This window comes from Mycobacterium sp. TY815 (assembly GCF_030755135.1).
In the GTDB taxonomy this organism is placed as follows: domain Bacteria; phylum Actinomycetota; class Actinomycetes; order Mycobacteriales; family Mycobacteriaceae; genus Mycobacterium.
In genome coordinates, this window is the sequence record NZ_JAUFRX010000001.1 from 3,473,840 (window position 1) to 3,496,432 (window position 22,593).

Genomic DNA, 22,593 nt, shown 5'->3' on the forward strand with positions numbered 1-22,593 from the left:
GCCGAATAACGCGTGGGAGGACGGTTCAGGTTCCGATCCGTGCGGATCGGTTCAGCCGTGCCGGCTGACGGTGTAGTCGACCAACGCCTGCAGCGCGTCGCGGCCGGGCGATTCGGGCAGCAGGCTCAACTCGTGGTGGGCCCGGTCGGCGTACCCCGCCAGCGTCTGCTTGGCCTGGGCCATGCCGGGCGATTGGCGCAGCAGGGCCAGCGCCTCCAGCACCTCGTCGTCGTTGTGGATGGGTCCGGCAAGCAGTTCGCGCAGTCGCGCGCCGTCGGGCTCCGTCTGCTGCAGCGCGTAGAGCATCGGCAGCGTTCGCACACCTTCGCGCAGGTCGGTGCCGGGCACCTTGCCGGACTCGTCGGACTCGCTGTCGATGTCGATGATGTCGTCGGCGATCTGGAATGCGGTGCCGACGATGCCACCCAGTCGGCTCAGCCGTTCGATCTGGTCGTCGTCGGCGCCGGAGAACATGCCGCCGAACCGGCCCGCGGCGCCGATCAGGCTGCCCGTCTTCTCGTGGACCACCCGCAGGTACTGCTCGATGCGGTCCACCCCTTCGGGGGTGCCGCGGGTCTCCCGCATCTGACCCGTCACCAGCTCGGCAAATGTGTCGGCGACGATCCGCACGGCCTCTGGCCCCAACCGCGACACCAATCGCGACGCCGTCGCCAGCAGGTAGTCGCCGGCCAGGATGGCGACGTTGTTGCCCCAGCGCGCGTTGGCACTGGGCGCTCCACGACGGACCTCCGCCTCGTCCATCACGTCGTCGTGATACAGCGTCGCCAGGTGAATCAGCTCCACCACGGCCCCGGCCAGGGTCACGTCCGCGTTGTCCGGATCCGGGCCGGTTTGTGCGGACAGGACCGTGAACAGGGGGCGGAACCGCTTGCCGCCGGCCTGGAACAGATGCAGCAGCGATTCGGTCATCACCTCGTCGGAACCGCGCAGCTCAGCGTCCATGAGTTGCTCGACCCGCGCGACACCGTCTCGCACAGTCGCGGCGAATCCGGCGTCGCCGAAGTCAACGCCCGCCACCACCGTCGCCGGAGTTCTCATTCGACCAACATACTGGTGGGCGTGGAGAACGCAGTCCCCAGAGCCCTGCGCGCGCAGGTGGTGGTGGTAGGCGCCGGACCGGCCGGGTCGGCGGCGGCTGCCTGGGCCGCCCGGGCGGGCCGGGATGTCCTTGTCATCGATTCGGCCAGCTTCCCCCGCGACAAAGCCTGCGGCGACGGGCTGACACCGAGGGCCATCCTCGAGCTGGAGCGGCTGGGCTTGGGCGACTGGCTGTCCAGCCGCATCCGGCACCACGGCCTGCGCATGAGCGGTTTCGGCGGCGAGGTGGAAGTGCGCTGGCCGGGCCCGTCGTTCCCGCCACACAGCAGCGCGGTGGCCCGCCTGGAGCTCGACGACCGGATCCGCAAGGTCGCCGAGGAATCCGGGGCGCGCATGCTGCTGGGAACCAAAGCGGTTGGGGTGCATCATGACTCGTCTCGGCGGGTGACATCGGTGACATTGGCCGACCGCACCGAGGTGGTGTGCGATCAGCTGATCGTGGCCGACGGTGCGCGCTCGTCGCTGGGCCGCAAACTGGGCCGGCGCTGGCATCAGGAGACGGTGTACGGCGTCGCCGCCCGCGGGTATCTGGCCACGCCACGCAGCGACGACCCGTGGCTGACCTCACATCTGGAGCTGCGCTCCCCCGACGGCGCCGTGCTGCCCGGCTACGGCTGGATCTTCCCGTTGGGCAATGGCGAAGTGAACATCGGCGTGGGGGCGTTGTCGACGACCAAGCGGCCGGCCGATCTGGCGCTGCGGCCGCTGATCTCCTACTACACCGACCTGCGGCGCGACGAATGGGGATTCGAGGGCCCGCCGCGGGCGGTGGCGTCGGCGTTGCTGCCGATGGGGGGCGCGGTGTCGGGGGTGGCCGGACCGAACTGGATGCTGATCGGCGATGCCGCGGCATGCGTGAACCCGCTGAACGGCGAGGGCATCGACTACGGGCTGGAGACGGGGCGGCTGGCCGCCGAAATGCTGGAATCGCCCGACTTTTCCCACTTGTGGCCGGCACTGCTGACCGACCACTACGCACGCGGTTTCTCGGTGGCGCGCCGGCTGGCGTTGCTGCTGACCTTCCAGCGGTTCCTGCCGGCGACCGGGCCGATCGCGATGCGCTCCACGACGTTGATGCGCATCGCCGTGCGGACGATGGCCAACCTGGTCACCGACGAGGACGCCGACTGGGTGGCACGGGCGTGGCGCGGCGGTGGGCGGGCTTCGCGGCTCATCGACCGCCGCCCGCCGTTCAGTTAAGGGCCCCCAGTCGCGCCGAGCAGACACAAAATCGCACGATTTGGCGCCGCGCCGTGCGATTTCGCGTCTGCTCGCGCCATGTGGGTGACCTTCGTTCACATATCAAGCTGATTGACATATATCAGGCAGGTTGATATCTTTGTGGGTATGACTTCACCAATGGATCTCCAGTTCGAACAGGCCTACCGAGGCGAATCCAGCGAGCTCGGCGAGGGCGCCCGCCCGCCGTGGAGCATCGGGGAACCTCAGCCAGAGCTGGCCGCCCTGATCGAGCAGGGCCGCTTCCGCGGCGACGTCCTCGACGCGGGCTGCGGGGAGGGCGCCATCTCACTGGCGCTGGCCGAGCGCGGACACACCACCGTCGGCCTGGACGCCTCCCCCACCGCCATTAAGCTGGCCACCGCCGAAGCGCAGCGGCGCGGACTGGCGAGCGCCAGCTTCGCGGTCGCCGACATCAGCGACTTCAGCAGCTATCCCGCCGGGTTGACCGGCCGGTTCCAGACGATCGTCGACTCAACTCTTTTCCACTCGATGCCCGTCGAGTTGCGCGAGGGCTACCAGCAGTCGATCGTGCGCGCCGCGGCGCCGGGCGCGTCGTATTTCGTGCTGGTCTTCGACAAGGCCGCGGTAGCCGAGGGGCCGATCAACGCGGTCACGTCCGACGAGCTGCGGGAGGTCGTCTCCAAGTACTGGGTGATCGACGGCATCCGGCCCGCGCGCATTCACGCGCAGTTGCCCGCGGATGTGCCGGCGATGTCCGGCTTCGAGGCCCGTGACGAATCCAGTGGCCGCAAATCGGTCGGCGCCTGGCTGCTATCGGCCCATCTGGGCTGATAGCGGACCTGATCGCAAACCTCGTTCCAGGTGTATAGTCCGCCTAATGAAGGCATTTAAGCTGGGTGCTTTCGCGGCCATGGCGGTCGCCGCCATCGGAGTGGCGGCACCCGCCCAGGCCGACGACTACGACGCCCCGTTCAACGCTCAATTGCACACCTACGGCATCTACGGCCCGCAGGACTACAACGCCTGGCTGGGCAAGATCAGCTGCCAGCGCATCGAGCGCGGCGTGGATGGGGATCCCTACAAGTCGGCCACGTTCCTGCAGCGCAATCTGCCGCGGGGCACCACCCAGGGACAGGCTTTCCAGTTCCTCGGCGCGGCGCTCGACCACTACTGCCCCGAGCAGGTCGGCTTTTTACAGCGGGCGGGTACTTAACGCGCTCGGATTACCGAGGCTGTAGATCTGCAGAGGAAGTGCGAGTGGATCCCTGCAAGAACGCAGGCTCGGCGCACGCGGTGCGTCGCCCGTCCTGCTAACGGAAGCTCACCCTCCCGAGTCAGAGCGGCTTGTACGCGGCGTGCAACGCCACAATCCCACCGGTGAGATTGCGCCACCGCACCGCCGACCACCCCGCGCGCACGATCTCCTGTGCGAGGGCCTCCTGGTCGGGCCAGGCCCTGATCGACTCCGCCAGGTAGACGTACGCGTCGGGATTGCTGGACACCGCGCGCGCCACCCGCGGCAGCGCCTGCATCAGATACTCCTTGTACGCTGTCGCGAACAAAGGGCTTGTGGGAGTGGAGAATTCGCATACCACCAACCGGCCGCCGGGCCGGGTGACGCGGGCCATCTCGCGCAGGCCGGCCGGGAAGTCGGCCACGTTGCGCAAGCCGAAGCTGATCGTCACCGCGTCGAACACGTCGTCGGCGAACGGCAACCGGGTTGCGTCGCCGGCGACCTTGGGCACAGCACGGGCGCTGCCCGCCCCGAGCATGCCGACCGAGAAATCCGCCGCCACGCACCACGCCCCGGACTTCGCCAACTCGACCGTCGACACCGCGGTGCCTGCGGCCAGATCCAGCACCTTCTGCCCCGGCCCGATCTTCAGGGCCGCGCGGGTGGCACGCCGCCAGAAGCGGTCCTGGCCCAGCGAGAGCACGGTGTTGGTGATGTCGTATCGGCGGGCGACCCCGTCGAACATCGACGCGACGTCCCGGGGATCCTTGTCGAGGTCGGCGCGGCTCACGCCTGAAACGCTACCCGTCCGCCGAATGGGGGAATTCGTCGCCGGTCGATGCGTTGCAAGACTGCGTGAGCGAAAAAGTTTGGTTTATCACCGGTACATCGCGAGGTTTCGGACGAGAGTGGGCCACCGCCGCCCTGAAACGTGGCGACAAGGTGGCCGCCACGGCGCGCAACACGGCATCCCTGGACGACCTGGTCGGCCAATACGGCGACGCGCTGTTGCCGATTCAGCTCGACGTCACCGACCGGGATGCGGACTTCGCGGCCGTCAAGCAGGCCCATGACCACTTCGGGCGCCTGGACATCGTGGTGAACAACGCCGGTTACGGTCAGTTCGGGTTCATCGAGGAAGTGTCCGAACAGGACGCGCGCGACCAGCTCGAAACCAACGTGTTCGGCGCCCTGTGGATCACCCAGGCCGCTTTGCCCTACCTGCGGGCGCAGCGCAGCGGGCACATCATTCAGGTGTCGTCGATCGGCGGCATCACCGCGTTCCCCGACGTCGGCATCTACCACGCCTCCAAATGGGCGCTGGAAGGTTTCTCGCAGGCGCTGGCGCAGGAGATCGCACCGTTCGGCGTGCACGTCACGCTGATCGAACCCGGCGGCTTCGACACCGACTGGGCCGGATCGTCGTCCCGGCGGGCCGAGCGCCTGCCGGACTATGCCGACGTCCACGCCAAGCAGGACGAGTGGCGCAGCAAGCGGTGGGCCAGCCCCGGTAATCCGTCGGCATCGGCGGAGGCGTTGCTGAAGGTGGTGGACGCCGACGAGCCGCCGCTGCGGGTGTTCTTCGGGGCCACCCCGTTGGCGACGGCGAAAGCCGACTACGAAAACCGGCTGCGCACCTGGGAGCAGTGGCAATCGGTGGCCGAGTTGGCGCAGGGCTAGCGGGATTCAGGCCCGACGACGCGGGAAGGCCCGCACCCCGGCCGCCGGCGACAACACCGCCTCGTAGTGACCGAGCAACTCGTCGCAGATCACCGGCCAGCTGCGCCCCAGCACACTGCGCCGGGCGGCCTGCGAATAGCGCTGCCGTTCGGCAAGCAGATGCGCGACGGCACCGGGTAGCCGCGCCTCGAACTCGGCCACCGGCAGCAGCAGGCCGGTGCGGCAGGGTGCGACGAGGTCGCGCGGGCCGCCGGCGTCGGGGGCGATGACCGGCAACCCCGACGCCAGCGCTTCCTGCACGACCTGACAGAACGTCTCGTGCTCGCCGGGATGCACGAAGACGTCCATGCTCGCGTACGCTGCGGCGAGTTCGTCGCCGTACAGCGCACCGGTGAAAACCGCTGCGGGCATTGACTTCTCGAGTTTGGTCCGATCAACACCGTCACCGACGATCACCAGCTGCACGTTGCCGGCGCCCGCGAGCGTAGCGAGCCGTTCCACGTGCTTCTCCGGGGCGAGCCGACCGACAAAGCCGACGACCGGCCGGCCGTTGGGAGACCAATGCCGGCGCAGCCTCTCGTCGCGGGCCGACGGCGCGAACCGGATCAGGTCAACACCGCGCGCCCACCGGTGTACGCGCGGGAAGCCCTGCGCGGCAAGACTTTCCATGGTTGGTGTGGACGGCGCCAGAGTACGGTCGGCGCGGCTGTGCAGGTGCCGGAACCAGGCCCAGGCGGCGCGGGTGGCCATCGGGATGCCGTAGCTCGCCGCGAAACCCGGCACGTCGGTCTGGTAAACGGCCACCGTCGGGACACCGAGCCGGCGCGCGGCCAGCATCCCTCCGTAACCGAGCAGCGCCGGTGAGGCCAGGTGCACGACGTCAGGATCGAATCCCCGCAGCACCCGCAGCAGGCGCGGGGTGGGGACGCCCAGCGGAAGCGTGGTCACTTTGGGGAACATCCGCGACGGTGTCCGGTGGATCCGGACGCCGTCGTAGACGCGGTCGGCGCGGGATTCACCGGGCGGGTTGTCCGGGGCGATGACTAGGGCTTCGTGACCGGTACGACGCAGATGCTCGAGAACCCGGACGACCGAGTTACTCACACCGTTGACCTGAGGCAGGAACGATTCGGCGACGATTGCAACGCGCACGCCACCACACTGGCAGCAGCGACTGTCGACCAGGTTGCCGCGGGGAATACGCGACGCGAAATCTGATCGCGCTATGACTCGGCTTGGTTCAGCCGCTTGTCCAGCACAGCCAGCAGGATCAACGCCCCCGCACCGATCAGCCAGGCCACCACGGCGATCGATCCCGCCGGGATGATCGCCAGGCCCGCGTTGCGGTGCTGCACCCGAACCAGATTCGGGTCCTTCTTGTTGTATTCGACATAGATCCGCATGCCGGTGGCCAATTCGGACGGGTACAACACGCCGAGTTCCGGCCGATAGGTGACGCGGTCCGGGGTGACGAACTCGATAGTCGAACGTCGTGGCCCGGCGCTGAGCACCTCCGCCTGGGCGACGCCCATATTGCGTTTGATCGCCAGGTCGTTACGCCACGCGCCCGCCACCAGCAGGATCGACTGCAACGTGACGAGCAGGATGACGATCAGCACGGCGATTCGCGCCCACCGCACCACCATTCGGGGCCGGGTGTCCGGCAGTTCCTCCGTGGTGCCGTGAATCAGGATGCGCAGCACCTGTTTCGGCGCGACAGTGAGTCTTCTCACAGAGCGGCCTTGATGGCTGCGTGCAGCCGCCGCAGCGACGACCGGTCGGCCTTGACCTCCAATACCCGCATACCGCCACCGGGCTCGTCGAGAGCGGCCGCCAGCTGGTCGAGTTCTATCTGTCGGCTCTCTACGTGGTACGCGCGGCACAGCGCGCCGACGTCCACGTCGTGCGGGGTGCCGAAGATCCGGGCCGACACGTCCGAGAACCTCGGGTCGCCCTGCTCGAGCAGTTCGAAGATGCCGCCGCCGTTGTCGTTGGACACCACGATGGTCAGGTTTCGCGGGGTCGGTTCAGTAGGCCCGATCAGCAACCCCGAACTGTCGTGCACGAACGTCAGGTCACCGATGAGCGCGACGGTGCGCGGCGGGTCCTCGGGGTTGCCGATCCGCTCATACGCGAGCGCGGCTCCGATGATGGTGGATACGGTGCCGTCGATGCCGGCCACGCCACGGTTGGACCGCACCTGGATCCCACGATTGTCCAGCCCGGCCAGTGCGGCGTCACGAACCGGGTTCGACGCACCGAGTACGAGCTGATCCCCGAGGTGCAACGCATCGGCGACCGCGGCGGCCACGTGCAGGCCGGTGGTGAGCGGGTGCTCGGCAAGTTGGCCCCGCACTGCAGCGACGGCGTGCCGGTTGAGTTCGGCGCAGCGGCGCAGCCACGCCGGGTCGGGAGCTCCGGTGGTGATTGCCCGGGTGCCGTTGGCCTGCGAGTTGCCTGACACGTCGGGCCAGCGCGGCCCCGTCGTCAGCGCGAACACCGGCACTGCCGAATCGGCAAGCAGCGCCGACACCGGGCGGTGCAGCGTGGGGCGGCCCAGCATAATCACCTGTTGCGGGTGCAGCAGCGGCAACGCCAGGGGATGCAGCGGGTTGGCGACAGGTGGCGCCGTGGGCTCCGCGACGGTCGGCAGCGCGGCCAGGTTGGGGTGCACACCCGCGCCGTGGCCGGCGACGACGACCGTATCGGGCGTGAGGTCGATCTCCAGCGGTTGATCGAAGGTGACCGGTGGCGTGTAGGTCCACGGCCTGCCGTCGGGGCGCCCGGCCGGAGTGGGCGCATTCACGTGCTCGGCGTCCGGTACCAGAGGTTCGCGCAGCGGGATGTCGAATTGCACGGGCCCGGCATTGGCCGTGCGAGAACCCTTGGCGGCCACCAACACTCGGCAGGTCGCCGAGCGCCAGGCGGCGTTGAGAGCGGGCAACCGCTCGGCCGAGCCCTCGGCCAGGCCCAGGCTGATGGTGGCCCGCACCTGAGAGCCGAAATAGCCGAGTTGTTCCATGGTCTGGTTGGCGCCGGTGCCCAGCAGCTCATACGGCCGGTTGGCGGACAGCACGATCAGCGGCACCCGGGCGTAGTTGGCCTCGACCACCGCCGGTCCGAGATTGGCGACCGCGGTGCCCGACGTCATGGCGATGCAGACCGGCGCGTTCGCACCGATAGCCAGGCCGATGGCCAGGAAACCGGCGGTGCGCTCGTCGATACGCACGTGCAGCCGGAGCCGGCCCGCCCGGTCGGCGTCCTGCAGTGCGAAGGCCAGCGGCGCGTTGCGTGAGCCGGGACACAGCACCACGTCGCGCACGCCGCCGCGAATCAGTTCGTCGACGACGACGCGCGCCTGGGTCGTCGAGGGGTTCACCTCTACAGGGTGTCACAGCCGGCGACCGGTTACGGAGCGAGCCGATCAGTTGGATCTGCGGTTATGCCGCTGGCCGATGGCGACGTCTTTGCAGGTTTCACCATCGCGCGACAGCTCGGCTCCGGGGGATGGGCGAGGTATACCGGATCGAGCGCTTTGACCCGGTTTAGGACCTTCGGCAATCAGGCCGTCGTGCCGGCGAAGAACTTCAGCATGGCCGCATTAACCGCCTCCGGCCGCTCCAAAAAACCCAGGTGCCCAGTGTCGGGGACCTGCAGGTAGCGGCCATTGGGAAGCGCGTCGGCGACCTCGCGTCCCAAATAGGGCGGCGTGATGACGTCGTCGGAGAAGCCGATGACCAGCACCGGAGCCGCGATATTGCGGTACGCGGGCAACCGGTTGGTCTGCGGGGCGATGTCGAGCTGGCAGCGGTAGCCCGGGGTGAGCTTGGTCGGCCACATGCTGAACATCGCGATCCAGTCGGCGATGGCCGCGTCGTCGTTCAGGGTTTTGCGGGAGAAGTTCTCCACCAAGCGGGTTTTCGCGTCATAGGTGGCGGGCAGCCCGACGCCGGCGGCGTCGAGGTCCGCCTCGGCCTGGTGGAAGAACTGGCGGGTACGGTCCAGGCGCCCGCGGGTGGCCATTAACACCGCCGAGCTCACCAGTTCGGAGCGGACCACCATCAGTTCCTGGGCGATGTAGGAGCCCATCGACACCGCGACGATCCGTACCGGACCGACCCCCAGCGATTCGATCAGCGCCGCGGTGTCAGCGACCACGGTCTGGGTGGTGAAGCCTTCGGCGTTTTCGGTGGCGCCGATTCCGCGGTTGTCGAAGGTGACACACCGGTAGCCGGCCGCCAGAAACGCCGGCACCTGGTGCAGATGCCAGGTGCGTCCCGCACCGCCGCGACCGGAGATGAAGACAACCGGCTCACCGGTCCCCTTGTCGTCGTAAGCCAGGTTGATCACCCGATCGACGGTACAAGCAACGGGTAGCAGGCCTTGACCCGGTCGATCCACCACTGTCGCCGATGCACCGGCGCGCTCAATGCAGCGAGCCGGGCAGGATCTGGCGTCACCGGGCCCACCGGAAGGAACCCGTCGACGGGCACGACCGGATCGGTGACGTCATCGACGAACAGCCTGCCGGTGCCCAGTCCGCAGGCGTGACGTAACTCCGGCAGCGCCGCCGCGGCCGCCAGACCGCGGCTGATCCCGACCGCCGAGTCCAGGGCGCTGGACACCACGATCGGGATGTCGATCTGCGCGGCGACTGCCAGCATCGGCGAAATGCCGCCGAGCGGAGCAACTTTGAGCACCGCGACGTCGGCGGCGCCGGCCCGCACCACGGCCAGCGGATCGTCGGCCTTGCGGATGCTCTCGTCGGCGGCGATGGGGACGTCGACCCGCGCACGCAGTTCGGCGAGTTCGGCGACAGTGGCGCAGGGCTGTTCGACGTACTCCAGCGGGCCGTCGGCGGTCAGCGCCGAGATGGCCCGCACCGCCTCCTCGACACTCCACCCGCCGTTGGCGTCCACCCGAACTGTCAGCATCAGCCCCCGGACGGCATTGACCCGGGCGACGTCGTCGTCAAGGCTCTGCCCCGGCTCGGCCACCTTCACCTTGGCGGTGTGGGCACCGGGAAATCGGGCCAGCACGTCGGGCACCTCGGCGGCCTCGATGGCCGGCACCGTCGCGTTGACCGGGATGCGGTCGCGTCGTACCGGCGGCGGCTCGCCGTAGGCAGCCTCGATCGCCGATGCGAGCCAGTGCGCGGCCTCGGGTGGTTCGTATTCGACGAACGCCCCGAATTCGCCCCACCCGGCCGGGCCCTCGATCAGCGCCAGTTCGCGGGTGGTGATGCCGCGGAACCGCACCCGCATCGGCAGCGCCACCACGTGCAGGCGATCCAGCAGCTCCTGCAGATCGGGCATCACTGCCCGTAGACCTGCCTACCGGCCAGGAACGTCGCACGCACCTCGAGGTCGGCGATCTGCTCGGGAGGCACCGCCCGCGGGTCGGCCGACAGCACCACCAGATCCGCGTACTTGCCGACCTCCAGCGAGCCGGTCACGTCGTCGGCGAACAACTGCCAGGCGGCGTCGATGGTCTGGGCCCGGATCGCCTGGTCGACGGTGAGCCGCTCCTCGGGCGCGAGCACCCGGCCGCTCGGCGCCACCCGGGTGGTGGCCACGCTGATGTTGCGCAGCGGTTCCTCGGGGGTGACGGGCGGGTCGTTGTGCAGCGAAATGCGCATGCCGGTGGCCACGGCCGAGCCGGCCGGCATCCAGCGGGATCCGCGCTCCGGCCCGAACAGCCCGTCGACGATGACGTCGCCCCAGTAGTGGATCTGGTCGACGAAGATGCTGCACGTGACGCCGAGCGCGGCGGCGCGCTGCAGTTGCTCGGGCCGGATGGCGCCGACGTGCTCAAGGCGCAGCCGGTGGTCGTCGCGGGGATGGTGCCGCAGGACTTCTTCATAGACGTCGAGGATGGTGTCGACACCTGCGTCGCCCTGCACGTGGCACGCCATCTGCCAGCCCTTGGGGAAGTACGCCCCGACGATTTCGCGCAGCTGCTCTTTGGTGTAGTTGGCGCAGCCGCAGGAACCGGGCGTGATGCCGGCCGAGCGGGTTGCGTCGGTGTCCAGATAGGGAAACGACAGGGCGATGTTGCCGATCCAGGGTGAGCCGTCGACCCAGATCTTGATGCCGACCTGTCGCATCAGGTCGTCGCCCTCACCCGGCGTGGCGTCGGTGGACATCTGGGCGTTGGAGACCTCGTAGGTGCGCAGCCGCACGGTCAGGTCGTTGCGCAGCTGCTCGATCAGCGGGTTGAACTTGGGGTCGAAGGCCATCTCCGAGCAGGTGGTCAGGCCGGCGCGGTTCAGGCGCGCACATTCGGCGCGCAGCATGTCCGGGTAGTTGCCCGCCTGGATCGCCCCGCCCAGCAGCGGGAACACGGCGCCGATCTCTTCGGCGGTGCCGTCGAGGTCGCCGTTCGCGTCATGGCCGTACTTGGCGCCCTTGGGATCGGGTGTGTCCCGGGTGAGGCCGTTGAGTTCGGCGGCGCGCGAGTTGAAGTACGCCTTGTGGCCGGAGTTGTGGATGATGACCAGCGGACCGTCCGGGGCGATGTCGTTCAGCCAGCTCAGCGTCGGGTCGGGAAGGCCGGGCTGCAGCAGGGCGTCCCAACCGTTGAGGTAGGCGCCGTCGGCTCCCCGGCGCGCGGCCTCGTTCCGGATCGTCTCGACGACGTCCTGCGGGTCGCGGATGGTGACCGGGCGGATGTCGATGATCCGGTCGGACAGCGCGATCGCCTCCATCAGGGGATGCCCGTGGGCCTCGATGAATCCCGGCATGACGCAGCCGTCGCCGATGTCGATCGTGCGGGTGTCCGGCCCGATGTACCGGGCGACGTCCGCGCGGTCCCCCACCGCGATGATGCGGCCGTCGGCGATGGCGAGCGCCTCGGCGGTGGGGCGATTTTCGTCGACGGTCAGTACGGTTCCGGTGATGACCGTGTCAGCGGCGTTCATGTGGGCAAATCCTACTGACCGAGGGCGCGAAAAAGCGGAATTGCAACACGTTCTAGTCTTGGGATATGAGTGTCGATTTGTTGCGCAACCCGACTCACAACGGCCATCTGCTCGCGGGCGCACTCAAGCGCCACAAGAACCGTCCGGTGCTCTTCCTCGGCGACACCACGCTCACCGGTGGTCAGCTCGCCGAACGAATCAGCCAATACGTGCAGGCATTCGAGGCCCTCGGCGCCGGTTCCGGCGTCATGGTCGGGCTGCTGTCGCTCAACCGGCCCGAAGTTTTGATGATCCTCGGTGCCAGTCAGACGCAGGGATACCGGCGTACCGCCCTGCATCCGCTCGGCTCACTGGATGACCACGCCTATGTGCTCTCCGATTCCGGCGCCAGCGCGCTGATCATCGACCCCAACCCGATGTTCGTCGAACGCGCGCTCGGCCTGCTGGAGAAGGTCGACTCGCTCAAGCAAATCCTGACCATCGGACCCGTCCCTGAAGCGTTGCGGGGGGTGGCGGTTGACCTTTCCGCCGAGGCGGCCAAGTTCGAGCCCAAGCCCCTGGTGGTCGCCGACCTGCCACCGGACAACATCGGCGGCATGGCCTACACCGGCGGCACCACCGGCAAGCCCAAGGGCGTGATCGGCACCACCGGAAACATCGCCGCCATGACCCAGATCCAACTGGCCGAATGGGAATGGCCCGAGCACCCGCGGTTTCTGATGTGCACCCCGCTGTCGCACGCGGGCGCCGCCTTCTTCACTCCCACCGTGGTCAAGGGCGGCGAGATGGTGGTGCTGGCCAAGTTCGACCCGGCCGAAGTGTTGAGAGTCATTGAAGAACAACGCATTACGGCCACCATGCTGGTGCCGTCGATGCTGTACGCGCTGATGGACCACCCGGATTCGCACACCCGGGACTTGTCCTCGCTGGAGACGGTCTACTACGGCGCCTCGGCGATCAACCCGGTGCGGCTGGCGGAGGCGATCCGCCGCTTCGGGCCGATCTTCGCGCAGTATTACGGCCAGTCGGAGGCGCCGATGGTGATCACCTACCTGGCCAAGGCCGACCACGACGAGAAGCGGCTGACCTCCTGTGGACGTCCGACGCTGTTTGCGCGGGTGGCGCTGCTGGGCGAGGACGGCAAGCCGGTGCCGCAGGGTGAGCCGGGCGAAATCTGCGTCAGCGGGCCACTTTTGGCGGCCGGCTACTGGAACAAGCCCGAAGCGACGGCCGAAGCGTTCAAGGACGGCTGGCTGCACACCGGCGATATGGCCCGCGAGGACGAGGACGGGTTCTACTTCATCGTCGACCGGGTCAAGGACATGATCGTGACCGGTGGGTTCAACGTCTTCCCGCGCGAAGTCGAGGATGTGATCGCCGAGCACCCGGCCGTCGCGCAGACCTGCGTGGTCGGTACGCCCGACGAGAAGTGGGGTGAGGCCGTCACTGCGGTGGTGGTGCTGCGCGCCGACGCGGCCACCGACGAGGCGTCGATCGAGACGATGACCGCGGAGATTCAGGCGGCGGTCAAGGAGCGCAAGGGCTCGGTGCAGTCACCCAAACGGGTGGTGGTCGTCGACGCGCTGCCGTTGACCGGGCTGGGCAAGCCCGACAAGAAGGCGGTGCGGGCGCAGTTCTGGGAGGGCGCCGGCCGCGCGGTGGGCTAATTCTCTGTGCCGAGCGTGAAGCTGGCCGCACATTCGCTGCCGAGTGTGAAGCTGGCCGCACATTCGGCGACGCCACGGTGGCTACGCTGGCGAACATGAGCGAGCACATCAAGCCACCCTGGTGGCTCAAGCCGCTGAACAAGGTGTTCATCCAGATGTCGAAGCTGGGCATGAACTTCGGCGGAGAGAGTCCGGTGGTGTTGACCGTGCCGGGCCGAAAGTCCGGCAAGCCGCGCTCGACACCCATTACGCCGATGACCTTGGACGGCAAGCAGTACGTGGTGGCCGGGTTCCCGGGCGCCGACTGGGTCCAAAACGTCAGGGCCGCAGGCGAAGTCACGCTCACCCGCGGGCGCCAGAGCGAACGTGTCCGACTGGTCGAACTCTCCGCCGCCGACGCCAGACCGGTGCTGCGGGCGTTCCCCACCGAGGTGCCGACCGGCGTGGGATTCATGAAGCGTTCCGGCCTCGTCCAGGACGGCCGTCCTGACGAGTTCGAGGCACTCGCCGGGCGCTGCGCCGTATTCCGCTTCGACACATGACGCTGCGTGTACTGGTCACCGCTACGCTCGCCGCGGCCTTCTGCATGGCCGGGGTGCCGCGCGCGACGGCCGCACCGGGGTGCCCGGCCGGCGGCACCCCTCCCCCGCCCGGCGCCGCTACCCGACAGATCGGCGACGTCGACGGGGACGGCCTGCCCGACACCCTGTGGGTCGGCAAGTGGCAAGGACCGGAGGGCGCCATGACGCGCGCCGTCGGGATCGCCACCGCCAGCGGGGCCGACAGCGATGTCCCGATTGTTTCCGCCAGCCCGATACCGTTGCGCGCGTTAGCGATTGACGTGCAGAACGGGCATCAGGTGATCGCCAGCCTGGGCCGCAGCGCCCCGCTGTACACCTTCGCCGAGTGCCGCTTGCAAACCGTCGTCGATAGTCACTATGGCAGGCCGTTCGTGTTCGACCTGGAGAATCTGGCGGGCAACGGCACCGGCGTGGGCTGCGGCGACTTCGGCGGTGAACGTCACCTCGTGGCACTGCAGGCGCTGGACAGCGGCGGTCGGTGGACCGTGCGACGCACCGAGATCGACCTCAACGGGCTGTGGGCCGCCACGGGTGCATCCGATACCCTGACGGCCGCGTCAGCGCACGACCCCGTGGTGACGACCGCCCAGACGATCAGTTGCGGCGAGCGGACCATCGACCAGGATGGAGTTCAAGAGCCTTGAGTGACAACCCTTTTGACGCCGCACAGTGGCGACTCGTCGATGGCTTCGACGATCTGACCGACATCACCTATCACCGCCATGTGCGCGACGCGACGGTGCGGGTGGCGTTCGACCGTCCCGAGGTGCGCAACGCATTCCGGCCGCACACGGTCGACGAGCTCTACCGGGTGCTCGACCACGCGCGGATGTCATCGGACGTCGGCGTGGTGTTGCTGACCGGCAACGGGCCCTCACCCAAGGACGGCGGCTGGGCGTTCTGCTCCGGCGGGGACCAGCGCATCCGCGGGCGCAGCGGCTACCAGTACGCCAGCGGCGAGACCGCCGACACGGTCGACGCCGCGCGGGCCGGCAGGCTGCACATCCTCGAGGTGCAGCGGCTCATCCGGTTCATGCCGAAGGTGGTGATCTGCCTGGTCAACGGCTGGGCCGCCGGTGGCGGTCACAGTCTGCACGTGGTCTGCGACCTCACCCTGGCCAGCCGCGAGCACGCCCGCTTCAAGCAGACCGACGCCGATGTCGGGAGCTTCGACGGTGGCTACGGCAGCGCGTACCTGGCCCGTCAGGTGGGCCAGAAGTTCGCCCGCGAGATCTTCTTCCTGGGCCGGACGTACACCGCCGAGCAGATGCACCACATGGGGGCGGTCAACGACGTGGTCGACCACGGCGAGCTGGAAGCGGTTGCGGTGCAGTGGGCGGCCGAGATCAACGCCAAATCGCCTCAGGCACAACGCATGTTGAAGTTCGCGTTCAACCTGCTCGACGACGGGCTGGTGGGTCAGCAGCTGTTCGCCGGGGAGGCCACCCGGCTGGCCTACATGACCGACGAGGCCGTCGAGGGCCGCGACGCGTTCCTGGAGAAGCGCCCGCCGGACTGGAGCCCGTTCCCGCGCTACTTCTGAGCAACTTCTGAGCCGAAGCCCGCGCTACGGCACATCGTCATCCCCGTCGGGTGTGAGGGGCCGTTCCGGGTGGTGCATGCAGTTGGTGCGGGGCCGCCCAAAGTCTAGGTGTTTGGGTGGGATCCATTCGGCGATGCCGTGGATGTTGCGGCGGGTGGTGTATTTGTGGAGTTCGACGAGGCGGTTGTCTGGTGGGCAGGCGAGTGCTAGTTCGTCGATGTGGGTGCGGCGGGTGTTGATCCAGCCTTCGAGGTGGTGGACCTGGGTCCAGTAGCCGGGCACGGTGCAGCCGGGGCGGGTGCAGCCGCGGTCTCTGGCCAGCAGGGTCAGGCGTTGTTCGGGGGAGGCCAGGCGTTTGCCGTGGTAGAGGGCCAGGGTCTTGTCTTTGTCGAAGATGGCCAAGTAGTGATGGGCTGGCGAGGCCAGCCGGATGACGTCGGACATGGGCAGCAGGGTGCCTCCGGCGGTCAGGGCTCGTCCGGCGCCGGCTTCGAGTTCGGCCAGGGTGGTGGTGACGACGATGGTGGTGGGTAGCCCGTGGTGGCGGCCCAAGGTTGTGGATTCCAGCAGCGTGCGCAGTCCGGTGTGCAGGGCGTCGTGGGTGCGTTGGGCGTGGGTGCGGGTGTCGCGGTCGACCGCGTCGGCGGGCGCTTTGCCGTCGGTGACGGGGTGTTCGTCGTCGGGGTTGCACATGCCGGGGGCGCCGAGTTTGGCGACGACGGGTTCCAGGGTGGCGCGCAGTTCGGGGGTGATCAGCCCGCGGATCTGCGACATGCCGTCGGGTTGCTGGCGGCCGATGGTGATGCCGCGCGTGCGGGCTCGCTCGGGTTGCTCGGGCAGGAAGTCGCCGTCGGGTTTGAGGCAGTCTTTGAGCACGCGGGCGTACTCGGCCAGTTCGTCGGGGCGAAAGCCGCTGGCGGCCAGGGCCAATTGGCGTTCGGCGTAGTCGCGGGTGGCGGCGTCCACGGCATCGGGCAGTGTGGCGAAGAATTTGCGGATAGCGGCGATGTTGGCGTCGCTGAGGTGGCCGCGGCGTTGCGCGGCGGCGGTTGCGGGCAGCACCGGGGCTAACGGCTCGCCGGTCAGGGCGCGGCGCGGGCCCAGGTCGGCGGCCTCGGCGATCAGCCGGTTCGCGTCGGCTTTGGAGATCCGCAGCCGGTCGGCCAATGCCTGCCCCAGGTTGCCGCCCAACTCCTCGTTGGTGGCCTCTGTCGTGAGTTGGTTGATGACCCGGTGGCCCGGGACGCGCAGCTTACGGATCACCCGGTGCACGCCCTCGATGATGCCCAACAGCCCCGCGGTATCGGGGGCCTCAAAAGTCAGCTCGCACAAGCGCTCCGCACATGCCTCGAGCCCGCCGAGGACCTCGGCGATCTCCGCTGGCGAACTCGATGGCATGCCCCAATCCTACGAAGGGGCACCGACAACCTTCGGAACTGAAAATGGTTGATGCGCAAGCAGAAACGCCATCACGCCGCACTGTTAGTCCACGCTCTGCTACTCCGGCAGGCGCCCGGCGCGGCCGTCGAAGGCCCGCCTAGACTCCCACCGTGAGTAAAAGTCCGCTGCGCCGCTTGACCGATCAGATCGTGCTGGCCAGCATGCGCCCGCCGGTGACGCCCCAGGTGCTGCTCAACCGGCCGGCGATCAAACCCATCGACCTGCAGGGCAAGCGCATTCTGCTCACCGGCGCGTCGTCGGGCATCGGGGAGGCGGCGGCCGAACAGTTCGCCGAGCGCGGCGCCACCGTCGTCGTCGTCGCCCGGCGCCGTGATCTGCTGGACGATCTCGCCGACCGGATCACCACCGCGGGCGGCACGGCGTTGTCCATTCCCTGTGACTGCTCCGACATGGACGCCATCGACAACCTGGTTGCCGAGGTCGAACAGCGCATCGGTGGCATCGACATCCTGATCAACAACGCCGGCCGGTCCATCCGCCGGCCGCTGGCCGAATCGCTGGAACGCTGGCACGACGTCGAGCGCACCATGGTGCTCAACTACTACGCTCCGCTGCGCCTGATGCGCGGGCTGGCGCCCGGCATGATCGAGCGCGGCGACGGCCACATCATCAACGTCTCCACGTGGGGTGTGCTCAACGAGGCTGCACCATTGTTCTCGGTGTACAACGCGTCCAAGGCGGCGTTGACCTCGGTCACCCGCATCGCCGAAACCGAGTGGGGCCCCAAGGGGGTGCACTCCACGGCGCTCTACTACCCGCTGGTGGCCACCCCGATGATCGCGCCGACCAAGGCCTACGAAGGCATGCCGGCACTGACATCGGAAGAGGCGGGCCAGTGGATGATCACCGCGGCACGCACCCGCCCGGTGCAGATAGCGCCCCGGATGGCCATCGCAGCCAAGGCCCTGAACACCGTCGGGCCGCGCTGGGTCAACACGTTGATGCAGGCCCGCAACAACCAACACGCCTGAGCCGAGGAGGGTGCCGTGACAGACATCTGGACCACCATCGCCGCCGAGCGAGGCGCCCTCGCCGATGACCTGACCGTGCTGACCCCCGCGCAATGGGACACGCCCTCCCTGTGCGCCAAGTGGACGATCCGCGATGTCGTCGCCCACCTGTCCGCCACGGCATCGATGACCGCGGTGAAGTTCTTCGCCGGCATGGCCAAGGCAGGCTTCAGCTTCTCCAAGTTCTCCAGTAAGCAGCTCGAGGAGCACCGCGGCCCCGACCCGGCCGCCACGCTCGCCGACTTCCGTGGCCTGGTTCACTCCACCTCGGCGCCGCCCGGTCCCAAGGTTTCCTGGCTGGGCGAGATCGTGATTCACGGTGCGGACATCCGGCGCCCGCTCGGCATCGCGCATGCTTACCCGCCGGACGCGGTCCGCCAGGTAATCGACTTCTACAAGGGCTCAAACATGCTCAGCGGCGCCAAGAACCGCATCTCCGGTCTCGCGCTCCGCGCCACCGACCAGGACTGGCGGCACGGACGGGGCGAGGCGGTCGAAGGGCCGCTGCTATCGCTGCTGCTGGCCATGACCGGGCGCGCTGCGGCCTGCGCCGACCTGACCGGCCCGGGCGTGGCGACCCTGCGCGACCGGTGCTAGACACGATGCATGGAGATCCTGGCAAGCCGCATGCTGCTCCGACCGGCGGACTATCAACGCTCGCTGGCCTTTTACCGCGACGAGATCGGGCTGGCGATCGCCCGTGAATACGGCGCCGGCACAGTGTTTTTCGCCGGCCAGTCGTTGCTGGAACTGGCCGGCTTCGGCGAACCGGACCATTCCAACGGTCCGTTCCCCGGGGCGCTGTGGCTGCAGGTGCGCGACCTGGCGGCAACCCAGGACGAGCTGCGGGGCCGGGGCGTGCCGATCGCCCGCGAGGCCCGTCGCGAACCGTGGGGCCTGCATGAGATGCACGTGACCGATCCCGACGGCGTCACCCTGATTTTCATCGAGGTTCCGCAAGGTCATCCGCTGCGCGCGGACACCCGGCAGTGAGCGGGAACGAACCGATGGTGAACTGATAGGTAACATCTGGCGACGACTCGCGATATTCCTGCATTTCCCCTAGTCATTCGTTCGACAAGGGATACTCCGACCACAAGAATCAGGGCCTGTGAACATTCAGCTGTTCCTCTTGATCATCGTCGTGATCACCGCACTCGCATTCGACTTCACCAACGGGTTCCACGACACCGGCAACGCCATGGCGACCTCCATCGCCAGCGGCGCACTGGCGCCGAAGGTGGCGGTGGCACTCTCCGCCGTGCTGAACCTGATCGGCGCCTTCCTGTCCACGGCCGTCGCGGCGACGATCGCCAAGGGACTGATCGACGCGAACCTGGTCACGCTGGAGTTGGTGTTCGCCGGCCTGGTGGGCGGGATCGTCTGGAATTTGCTCACCTGGCTGCTCGGCATTCCGTCGAGTTCCTCGCACGCACTGATCGGCGGCATCGTCGGTGCGACGATCGCGGCGGTCGGCGGGCACGGGGTGATCTGGAAGGGCGTGATCTCCAAGGTCCTCATCCCGGCGGTCATCGCCGCGCTGCTGGCGATCGTCGTGGGCGCCGCCGCCACCTGGCTGGTTTACCGCATCACCCGCGGCACGTCCGACGCGCGCACCGAGGCGGGCTTCCGACGGGGTCAGATCGGATCGGCGTCGCTGGTCTCGCTCGCACACGGCACCAACGACGCGCAGAAGACGATGGGTGTGATCTTCCTGGCCCTGATGTCCTACGGGTCGGTCAGCAAAACATCGTCCATGCCGCCGCTGTGGGTCATCGTGTGCTGTGCGCTGGCGATGGCCGGCGGTACCTACCTGGGCGGCTGGCGGATCATCCGCACGCTGGGCAAGGGACTGGTCGAGATCAAGTCGCCGCAAGGGATGGCAGCTGAATCATCATCGGCCGCAGTCATTCTGCTGTCGGCCCACTTCGGGTACGCGCTTTCCACCACTCAGGTCTGCACCGGCTCGGTGCTGGGCAGCGGGGTGGGCAAGCCGGGCGCCGAGGTCCGCTGGGGGGTCGCGGGCCGAATGGCGACCGCATGGCTGGTCACGCTGCCGCTGGCAGGTCTGGTCGGGGCGGTCACCTACTGGATCGTGCACTTCATCGGCGGCTACCCCGGCGCGATCGTCGGCTTCTCGCTGTTGATCGCGGTCGCGGCCACCATCTACCTGCGGTCGCGGCGGGTGAAGGTCGACCACAAGAACGTCAATGCCGACTGGGAGGGCCACCTGACGGCCGGTCTGGACGGCGCCGACGAACACGAGCTGCCGCCCCCACCGCCGCCACCCGGTCCGATGCCGCCGACACCGCCAACACCGCCGGCACGTCAGTACGGCTCCGACGGCCAGATCCCCGCCCGGAACGCCTCATGAACGCCTGGTTCAACTACGGAGCGACGGTGAAGATCCTCGTCTTCAGCCTGCTGGCGGGCGCCGCGCTACCGGGGCTGTTCGCCTTGGGCGTCCGATTGCAGGCCGTCGGCAGCGGCAGCCTGAGCGCCGACGGGATCGCCGGCAAGCAGCGGCCGTTGCTGACTGCCGCCGCCTGGCTGATCTACGCGGTAGTTCTCGTGGTGGTCATCCTCGGTGTGCTCTACATCGCCAGAGACTTCATCGCCCACCACACCCACTACCCGTTCCTGGGCGCCAAACCGTAACGCGGAGTTCCTCATCGACCACGTTTTTGTGCTGGTGCGGGGGGGGTAAGTTGATCGCACAATGAACCGTTTTCTCAGTTCGATCGTCTCGTGGCTGCGAGCGGGGTATCCGGACGGCATTCCGCCGACGGATTCCTTTGCCGTGCTGGCGTTGCTGGCCCGCCGCTTGACCAACGACGAGATCGTCACGGTGGCCAACGAGCTGATGCGGCGCGGTGAATTCAACATCGACAAGATCGACATCGGCGTCGCGATCACTCAGCTCACCGACGAACTGCCCGCACCGGACGACGTCGAGCGCGTCCGGAAGCGGCTGGCCGCCCAGGGCTGGCCCCTCGACGACATGCGCGACAACGGAGACCACGCATAGCCACCCTGCGGGCACTGAGTGTCTCACCGGGTTCGGCGACCCGGCAGCTGCTACCCGCGCTGCAGCGGGTGCTCGACGGCACGGATTCCGCACTGGTCGCCGCGCCGGAGCACGGCTTCGAGTCCGCGGTGCGCGGCCTGCGGGTCGGTGAGGAGATCGACGACGACGTCGCCCTGGTGGTGACGACGTCGGGGACCACCGGCGCACCCAAGGGGGCGTTGTTGACGGCGGCCGCGCTGCGCGCGAGCGCGTCGGCGACCTACCGTCGACTCGGCGGACCGGGGCGCTGGCTGCTGGCCATACCGCCGTACCACATCGCGGGGCTGCAGGTGCTGATCCGCAGTCTGCTCGGAGGCTCGGAACCGGTCGAGCTGGATGTCTCGGCCGGCTTCGATGTAAACGAATTACCCAGCGCGGTAAAACGTTTGGGCTCGGGGCGGCGGTACACGTCGCTGGTTGCGGCCCAGCTGGCGAAGGCGCTGGCCGACCCGGCCGCCACAGTTGCGCTGGCGGAATTGGACGCGATCCTGTTGGGCGGTGGGCCCGCTCCCAAACCGGTGCTCGAGGCCGCCACCGCGGCCGGCATCACGGTGGTACGCACCTACGGAATGAGCGAGACCGCGGGCGGCTGCGTCTATGACGGCGTCCCGCTGGACGGGGTGAAACTGCAAATCCGCGACAAGGGCCGCATCGCGCTGGGCGGCGTCACGCTGGCCAAGGGCTATCGCAACCCGGTCGATCCGGACCCGTTCGACGCGGGCTGGTTCGTCACCGACGACCTTGGATCCCTGGATGATTCGGGTGTCCTGACGGTGCTGGGCCGGGTGGACGATGCGATCAGCACCGGCGGACTGACCGTCCTGCCGGGACCGGTCGAGGCGGCGCTGTTCACCCATCCCGCAGTAGCCGACTGCGCCGTCTTCGGGCTCGACGATCCCCGGCTGGGCCAGCGGGTCGCCGCGGCGGTCGTGCTCCGCGCCGGATTCTGCGCGCCGACGCTGCAGGAGCTGCGCGACCACGTCGGGCTGACGCTGGACGCCACGGCCGCACCCCGGGAGTTGCAGGTGGTCTCCGAGCTGCCGCGCCGCGGCATCGGCAAGGTCGACCGCCGGGCGCTGGCGCGGCGCTTCGGTCAATAGGCTGCTTTC

The 22,593-nt window shown here is 68.4% G+C and carries 24 protein-coding genes; 15 read left to right on the top strand and 9 right to left on the bottom strand.

The genetic code is table 11. The features are described from left to right. Positions 1-51 precede the first annotated feature (51 nt). Positions 52-1,059, bottom strand: coding sequence for a nonaprenyl/(2E,6E)-farnesyl/geranylgeranyl diphosphat synthase (gene grcC1, locus QXK92_RS15015; protein ID WP_306242432.1), 1,008 nt, complete (start codon positions 1,057-1,059; stop codon positions 52-54). Between the two features lie 45 nt (positions 1,060-1,104). On the opposite strand from grcC1, the gene menJ reads away from it, so the two are divergent. From menJ to QXK92_RS15030, 3 genes are all read left to right on the top strand, one after another. Then, positions 1,105-2,319 (top strand): menaquinone reductase, encoded by a 1,215-nt coding sequence (gene menJ / locus QXK92_RS15020; RefSeq protein WP_306244440.1) that lies wholly within the window; start codon positions 1,105-1,107, stop codon positions 2,317-2,319. A 147-nt stretch (positions 2,320-2,466) separates the two neighbouring features. Then, positions 2,467-3,153: a class I SAM-dependent methyltransferase gene (locus QXK92_RS15025; RefSeq protein ID WP_306242434.1), complete on the top strand. Its 687-nt coding sequence runs from the start codon at positions 2,467-2,469 to the stop codon at positions 3,151-3,153. A gap of 46 nt (positions 3,154-3,199) precedes the next feature. Then, positions 3,200-3,535, top strand: a complete 336-nt coding sequence (locus tag QXK92_RS15030) for a DUF732 domain-containing protein (RefSeq protein ID WP_065044621.1) — start codon at positions 3,200-3,202, stop codon at positions 3,533-3,535. 121 nt (positions 3,536-3,656) lie between these two features. Here the strand turns inward: QXK92_RS15030 and QXK92_RS15035 are convergent, their stop codons facing one another. Then, positions 3,657-4,346, bottom strand: a complete 690-nt coding sequence (locus tag QXK92_RS15035) for a demethylmenaquinone methyltransferase (protein ID WP_306242436.1) — start codon at positions 4,344-4,346, stop codon at positions 3,657-3,659. Between the two features lie 65 nt (positions 4,347-4,411). Between QXK92_RS15035 and QXK92_RS15040 the strand changes: the two genes are divergently transcribed. Continuing rightward, a complete protein-coding gene (locus tag QXK92_RS15040; RefSeq protein WP_306242439.1) occupies positions 4,412-5,236 on the top strand; it encodes an SDR family oxidoreductase in 825 nt (274 codons plus the stop codon). A gap of 6 nt (positions 5,237-5,242) precedes the next feature. On the opposite strand, the gene QXK92_RS15045 is transcribed toward QXK92_RS15040, so the two are convergent. The 6 genes from QXK92_RS15045 to QXK92_RS15070 all read right to left on the bottom strand — a co-directional run bounded on the left by QXK92_RS15045 (position 5,243) and on the right by QXK92_RS15070 (position 12,155). After that, positions 5,243-6,388, bottom strand: a complete 1,146-nt coding sequence (locus tag QXK92_RS15045) for a glycosyltransferase family 1 protein (protein ID WP_306242441.1) — start codon at positions 6,386-6,388, stop codon at positions 5,243-5,245. A 71-nt stretch (positions 6,389-6,459) separates the two neighbouring features. Next, the gene (locus QXK92_RS15050) at positions 6,460-6,939 is read right to left on the bottom strand and encodes a DUF3592 domain-containing protein (RefSeq protein ID WP_306244441.1); all 480 of its coding nucleotides are present in this window, start codon (positions 6,937-6,939) and stop codon (positions 6,460-6,462) included. Positions 6,940-6,965: 26 nt separating this feature from the next. Further along, positions 6,966-8,615, bottom strand: coding sequence for a 2-succinyl-5-enolpyruvyl-6-hydroxy-3-cyclohexene-1-carboxylic-acid synthase (gene menD, locus QXK92_RS15055; RefSeq protein ID WP_306242443.1), 1,650 nt, complete (start codon positions 8,613-8,615; stop codon positions 6,966-6,968). Between the two features lie 182 nt (positions 8,616-8,797). Further along, a complete protein-coding gene (locus QXK92_RS15060) occupies positions 8,798-9,586 on the bottom strand; it encodes an alpha/beta fold hydrolase (RefSeq protein WP_306242445.1) in 789 nt (262 codons plus the stop codon). Next, a complete protein-coding gene (locus QXK92_RS15065; RefSeq protein WP_306242447.1) occupies positions 9,583-10,551 on the bottom strand; it encodes an o-succinylbenzoate synthase in 969 nt (322 codons plus the stop codon). Before QXK92_RS15065 ends, QXK92_RS15060 begins: the two co-directional genes overlap by 4 nt. Then, a complete protein-coding gene (locus QXK92_RS15070) occupies positions 10,551-12,155 on the bottom strand; it encodes an amidohydrolase (protein ID WP_306242449.1) in 1,605 nt (534 codons plus the stop codon). The genes QXK92_RS15065 and QXK92_RS15070 overlap by 1 nt, the downstream gene beginning before the upstream one ends. Before the next feature lie 65 nt (positions 12,156-12,220). On the opposite strand from QXK92_RS15070, the gene fadD8 reads away from it, so the two are divergent. From fadD8 to QXK92_RS15090, 4 genes are all read left to right on the top strand, one after another. Next, positions 12,221-13,822 (top strand): fatty-acid--CoA ligase FadD8, encoded by a 1,602-nt coding sequence (gene fadD8 / locus QXK92_RS15075; RefSeq protein WP_306242451.1) that lies wholly within the window; start codon positions 12,221-12,223, stop codon positions 13,820-13,822. Positions 13,823-13,917: 95 nt separating this feature from the next. Continuing rightward, complete coding sequence (locus tag QXK92_RS15080; protein ID WP_306242453.1) at positions 13,918-14,364, top strand: nitroreductase family deazaflavin-dependent oxidoreductase; 447 nt, start codon at positions 13,918-13,920, stop codon at positions 14,362-14,364. Next, positions 14,361-15,047 carry a hypothetical protein gene (locus QXK92_RS15085; RefSeq protein ID WP_306242455.1) on the top strand — a complete coding sequence of 229 codons (687 nt, stop codon included), beginning with the start codon at positions 14,361-14,363 and terminating at the stop codon, positions 15,045-15,047. The genes QXK92_RS15080 and QXK92_RS15085 overlap by 4 nt, the downstream gene beginning before the upstream one ends. Then, complete coding sequence (locus QXK92_RS15090; RefSeq protein ID WP_306242457.1) at positions 15,044-15,946, top strand: 1,4-dihydroxy-2-naphthoyl-CoA synthase; 903 nt, start codon at positions 15,044-15,046, stop codon at positions 15,944-15,946. Before QXK92_RS15085 ends, QXK92_RS15090 begins: the two co-directional genes overlap by 4 nt. A gap of 24 nt (positions 15,947-15,970) precedes the next feature. On the opposite strand, the gene QXK92_RS15095 is transcribed toward QXK92_RS15090, so the two are convergent. Beyond that, positions 15,971-17,344 carry an HNH endonuclease signature motif containing protein gene (locus QXK92_RS15095; RefSeq protein WP_306242459.1) on the bottom strand — a complete coding sequence of 458 codons (1,374 nt, stop codon included), beginning with the start codon at positions 17,342-17,344 and terminating at the stop codon, positions 15,971-15,973. 152 nt (positions 17,345-17,496) lie between these two features. On the opposite strand from QXK92_RS15095, the gene QXK92_RS15100 reads away from it, so the two are divergent. From QXK92_RS15100 to menE, 7 genes are all read left to right on the top strand, one after another. Further along, positions 17,497-18,378 (top strand): SDR family oxidoreductase, encoded by an 882-nt coding sequence (locus QXK92_RS15100; RefSeq protein ID WP_306242461.1) that lies wholly within the window; start codon positions 17,497-17,499, stop codon positions 18,376-18,378. A 15-nt stretch (positions 18,379-18,393) separates the two neighbouring features. Then, complete coding sequence (locus tag QXK92_RS15105; protein ID WP_306242463.1) at positions 18,394-19,014, top strand: maleylpyruvate isomerase family mycothiol-dependent enzyme; 621 nt, start codon at positions 18,394-18,396, stop codon at positions 19,012-19,014. A gap of 9 nt (positions 19,015-19,023) precedes the next feature. After that, on the top strand, positions 19,024-19,410 hold the full coding sequence (locus QXK92_RS15110; RefSeq protein WP_306242465.1) for a VOC family protein: 387 nt from the start codon (positions 19,024-19,026) through the stop codon (positions 19,408-19,410). Between the two features lie 118 nt (positions 19,411-19,528). Then, positions 19,529-20,791: an inorganic phosphate transporter gene (locus QXK92_RS15115; RefSeq protein WP_306242466.1), complete on the top strand. Its 1,263-nt coding sequence runs from the start codon at positions 19,529-19,531 to the stop codon at positions 20,789-20,791. After that, positions 20,788-21,075: a hypothetical protein gene (locus QXK92_RS15120; protein ID WP_306242468.1), complete on the top strand. Its 288-nt coding sequence runs from the start codon at positions 20,788-20,790 to the stop codon at positions 21,073-21,075. The genes QXK92_RS15115 and QXK92_RS15120 overlap by 4 nt, the downstream gene beginning before the upstream one ends. Positions 21,076-21,136: 61 nt before the next feature. Further along, a complete protein-coding gene (locus QXK92_RS15125) occupies positions 21,137-21,445 on the top strand; it encodes a DUF3349 domain-containing protein (RefSeq protein ID WP_306242470.1) in 309 nt (102 codons plus the stop codon). A gap of 68 nt (positions 21,446-21,513) precedes the next feature. Beyond that, positions 21,514-22,584, top strand: a complete 1,071-nt coding sequence (gene menE, locus QXK92_RS15130) for an o-succinylbenzoate--CoA ligase (protein ID WP_306242472.1) — start codon at positions 21,514-21,516, stop codon at positions 22,582-22,584. Positions 22,585-22,593: the final 9 nt, after the last annotated feature.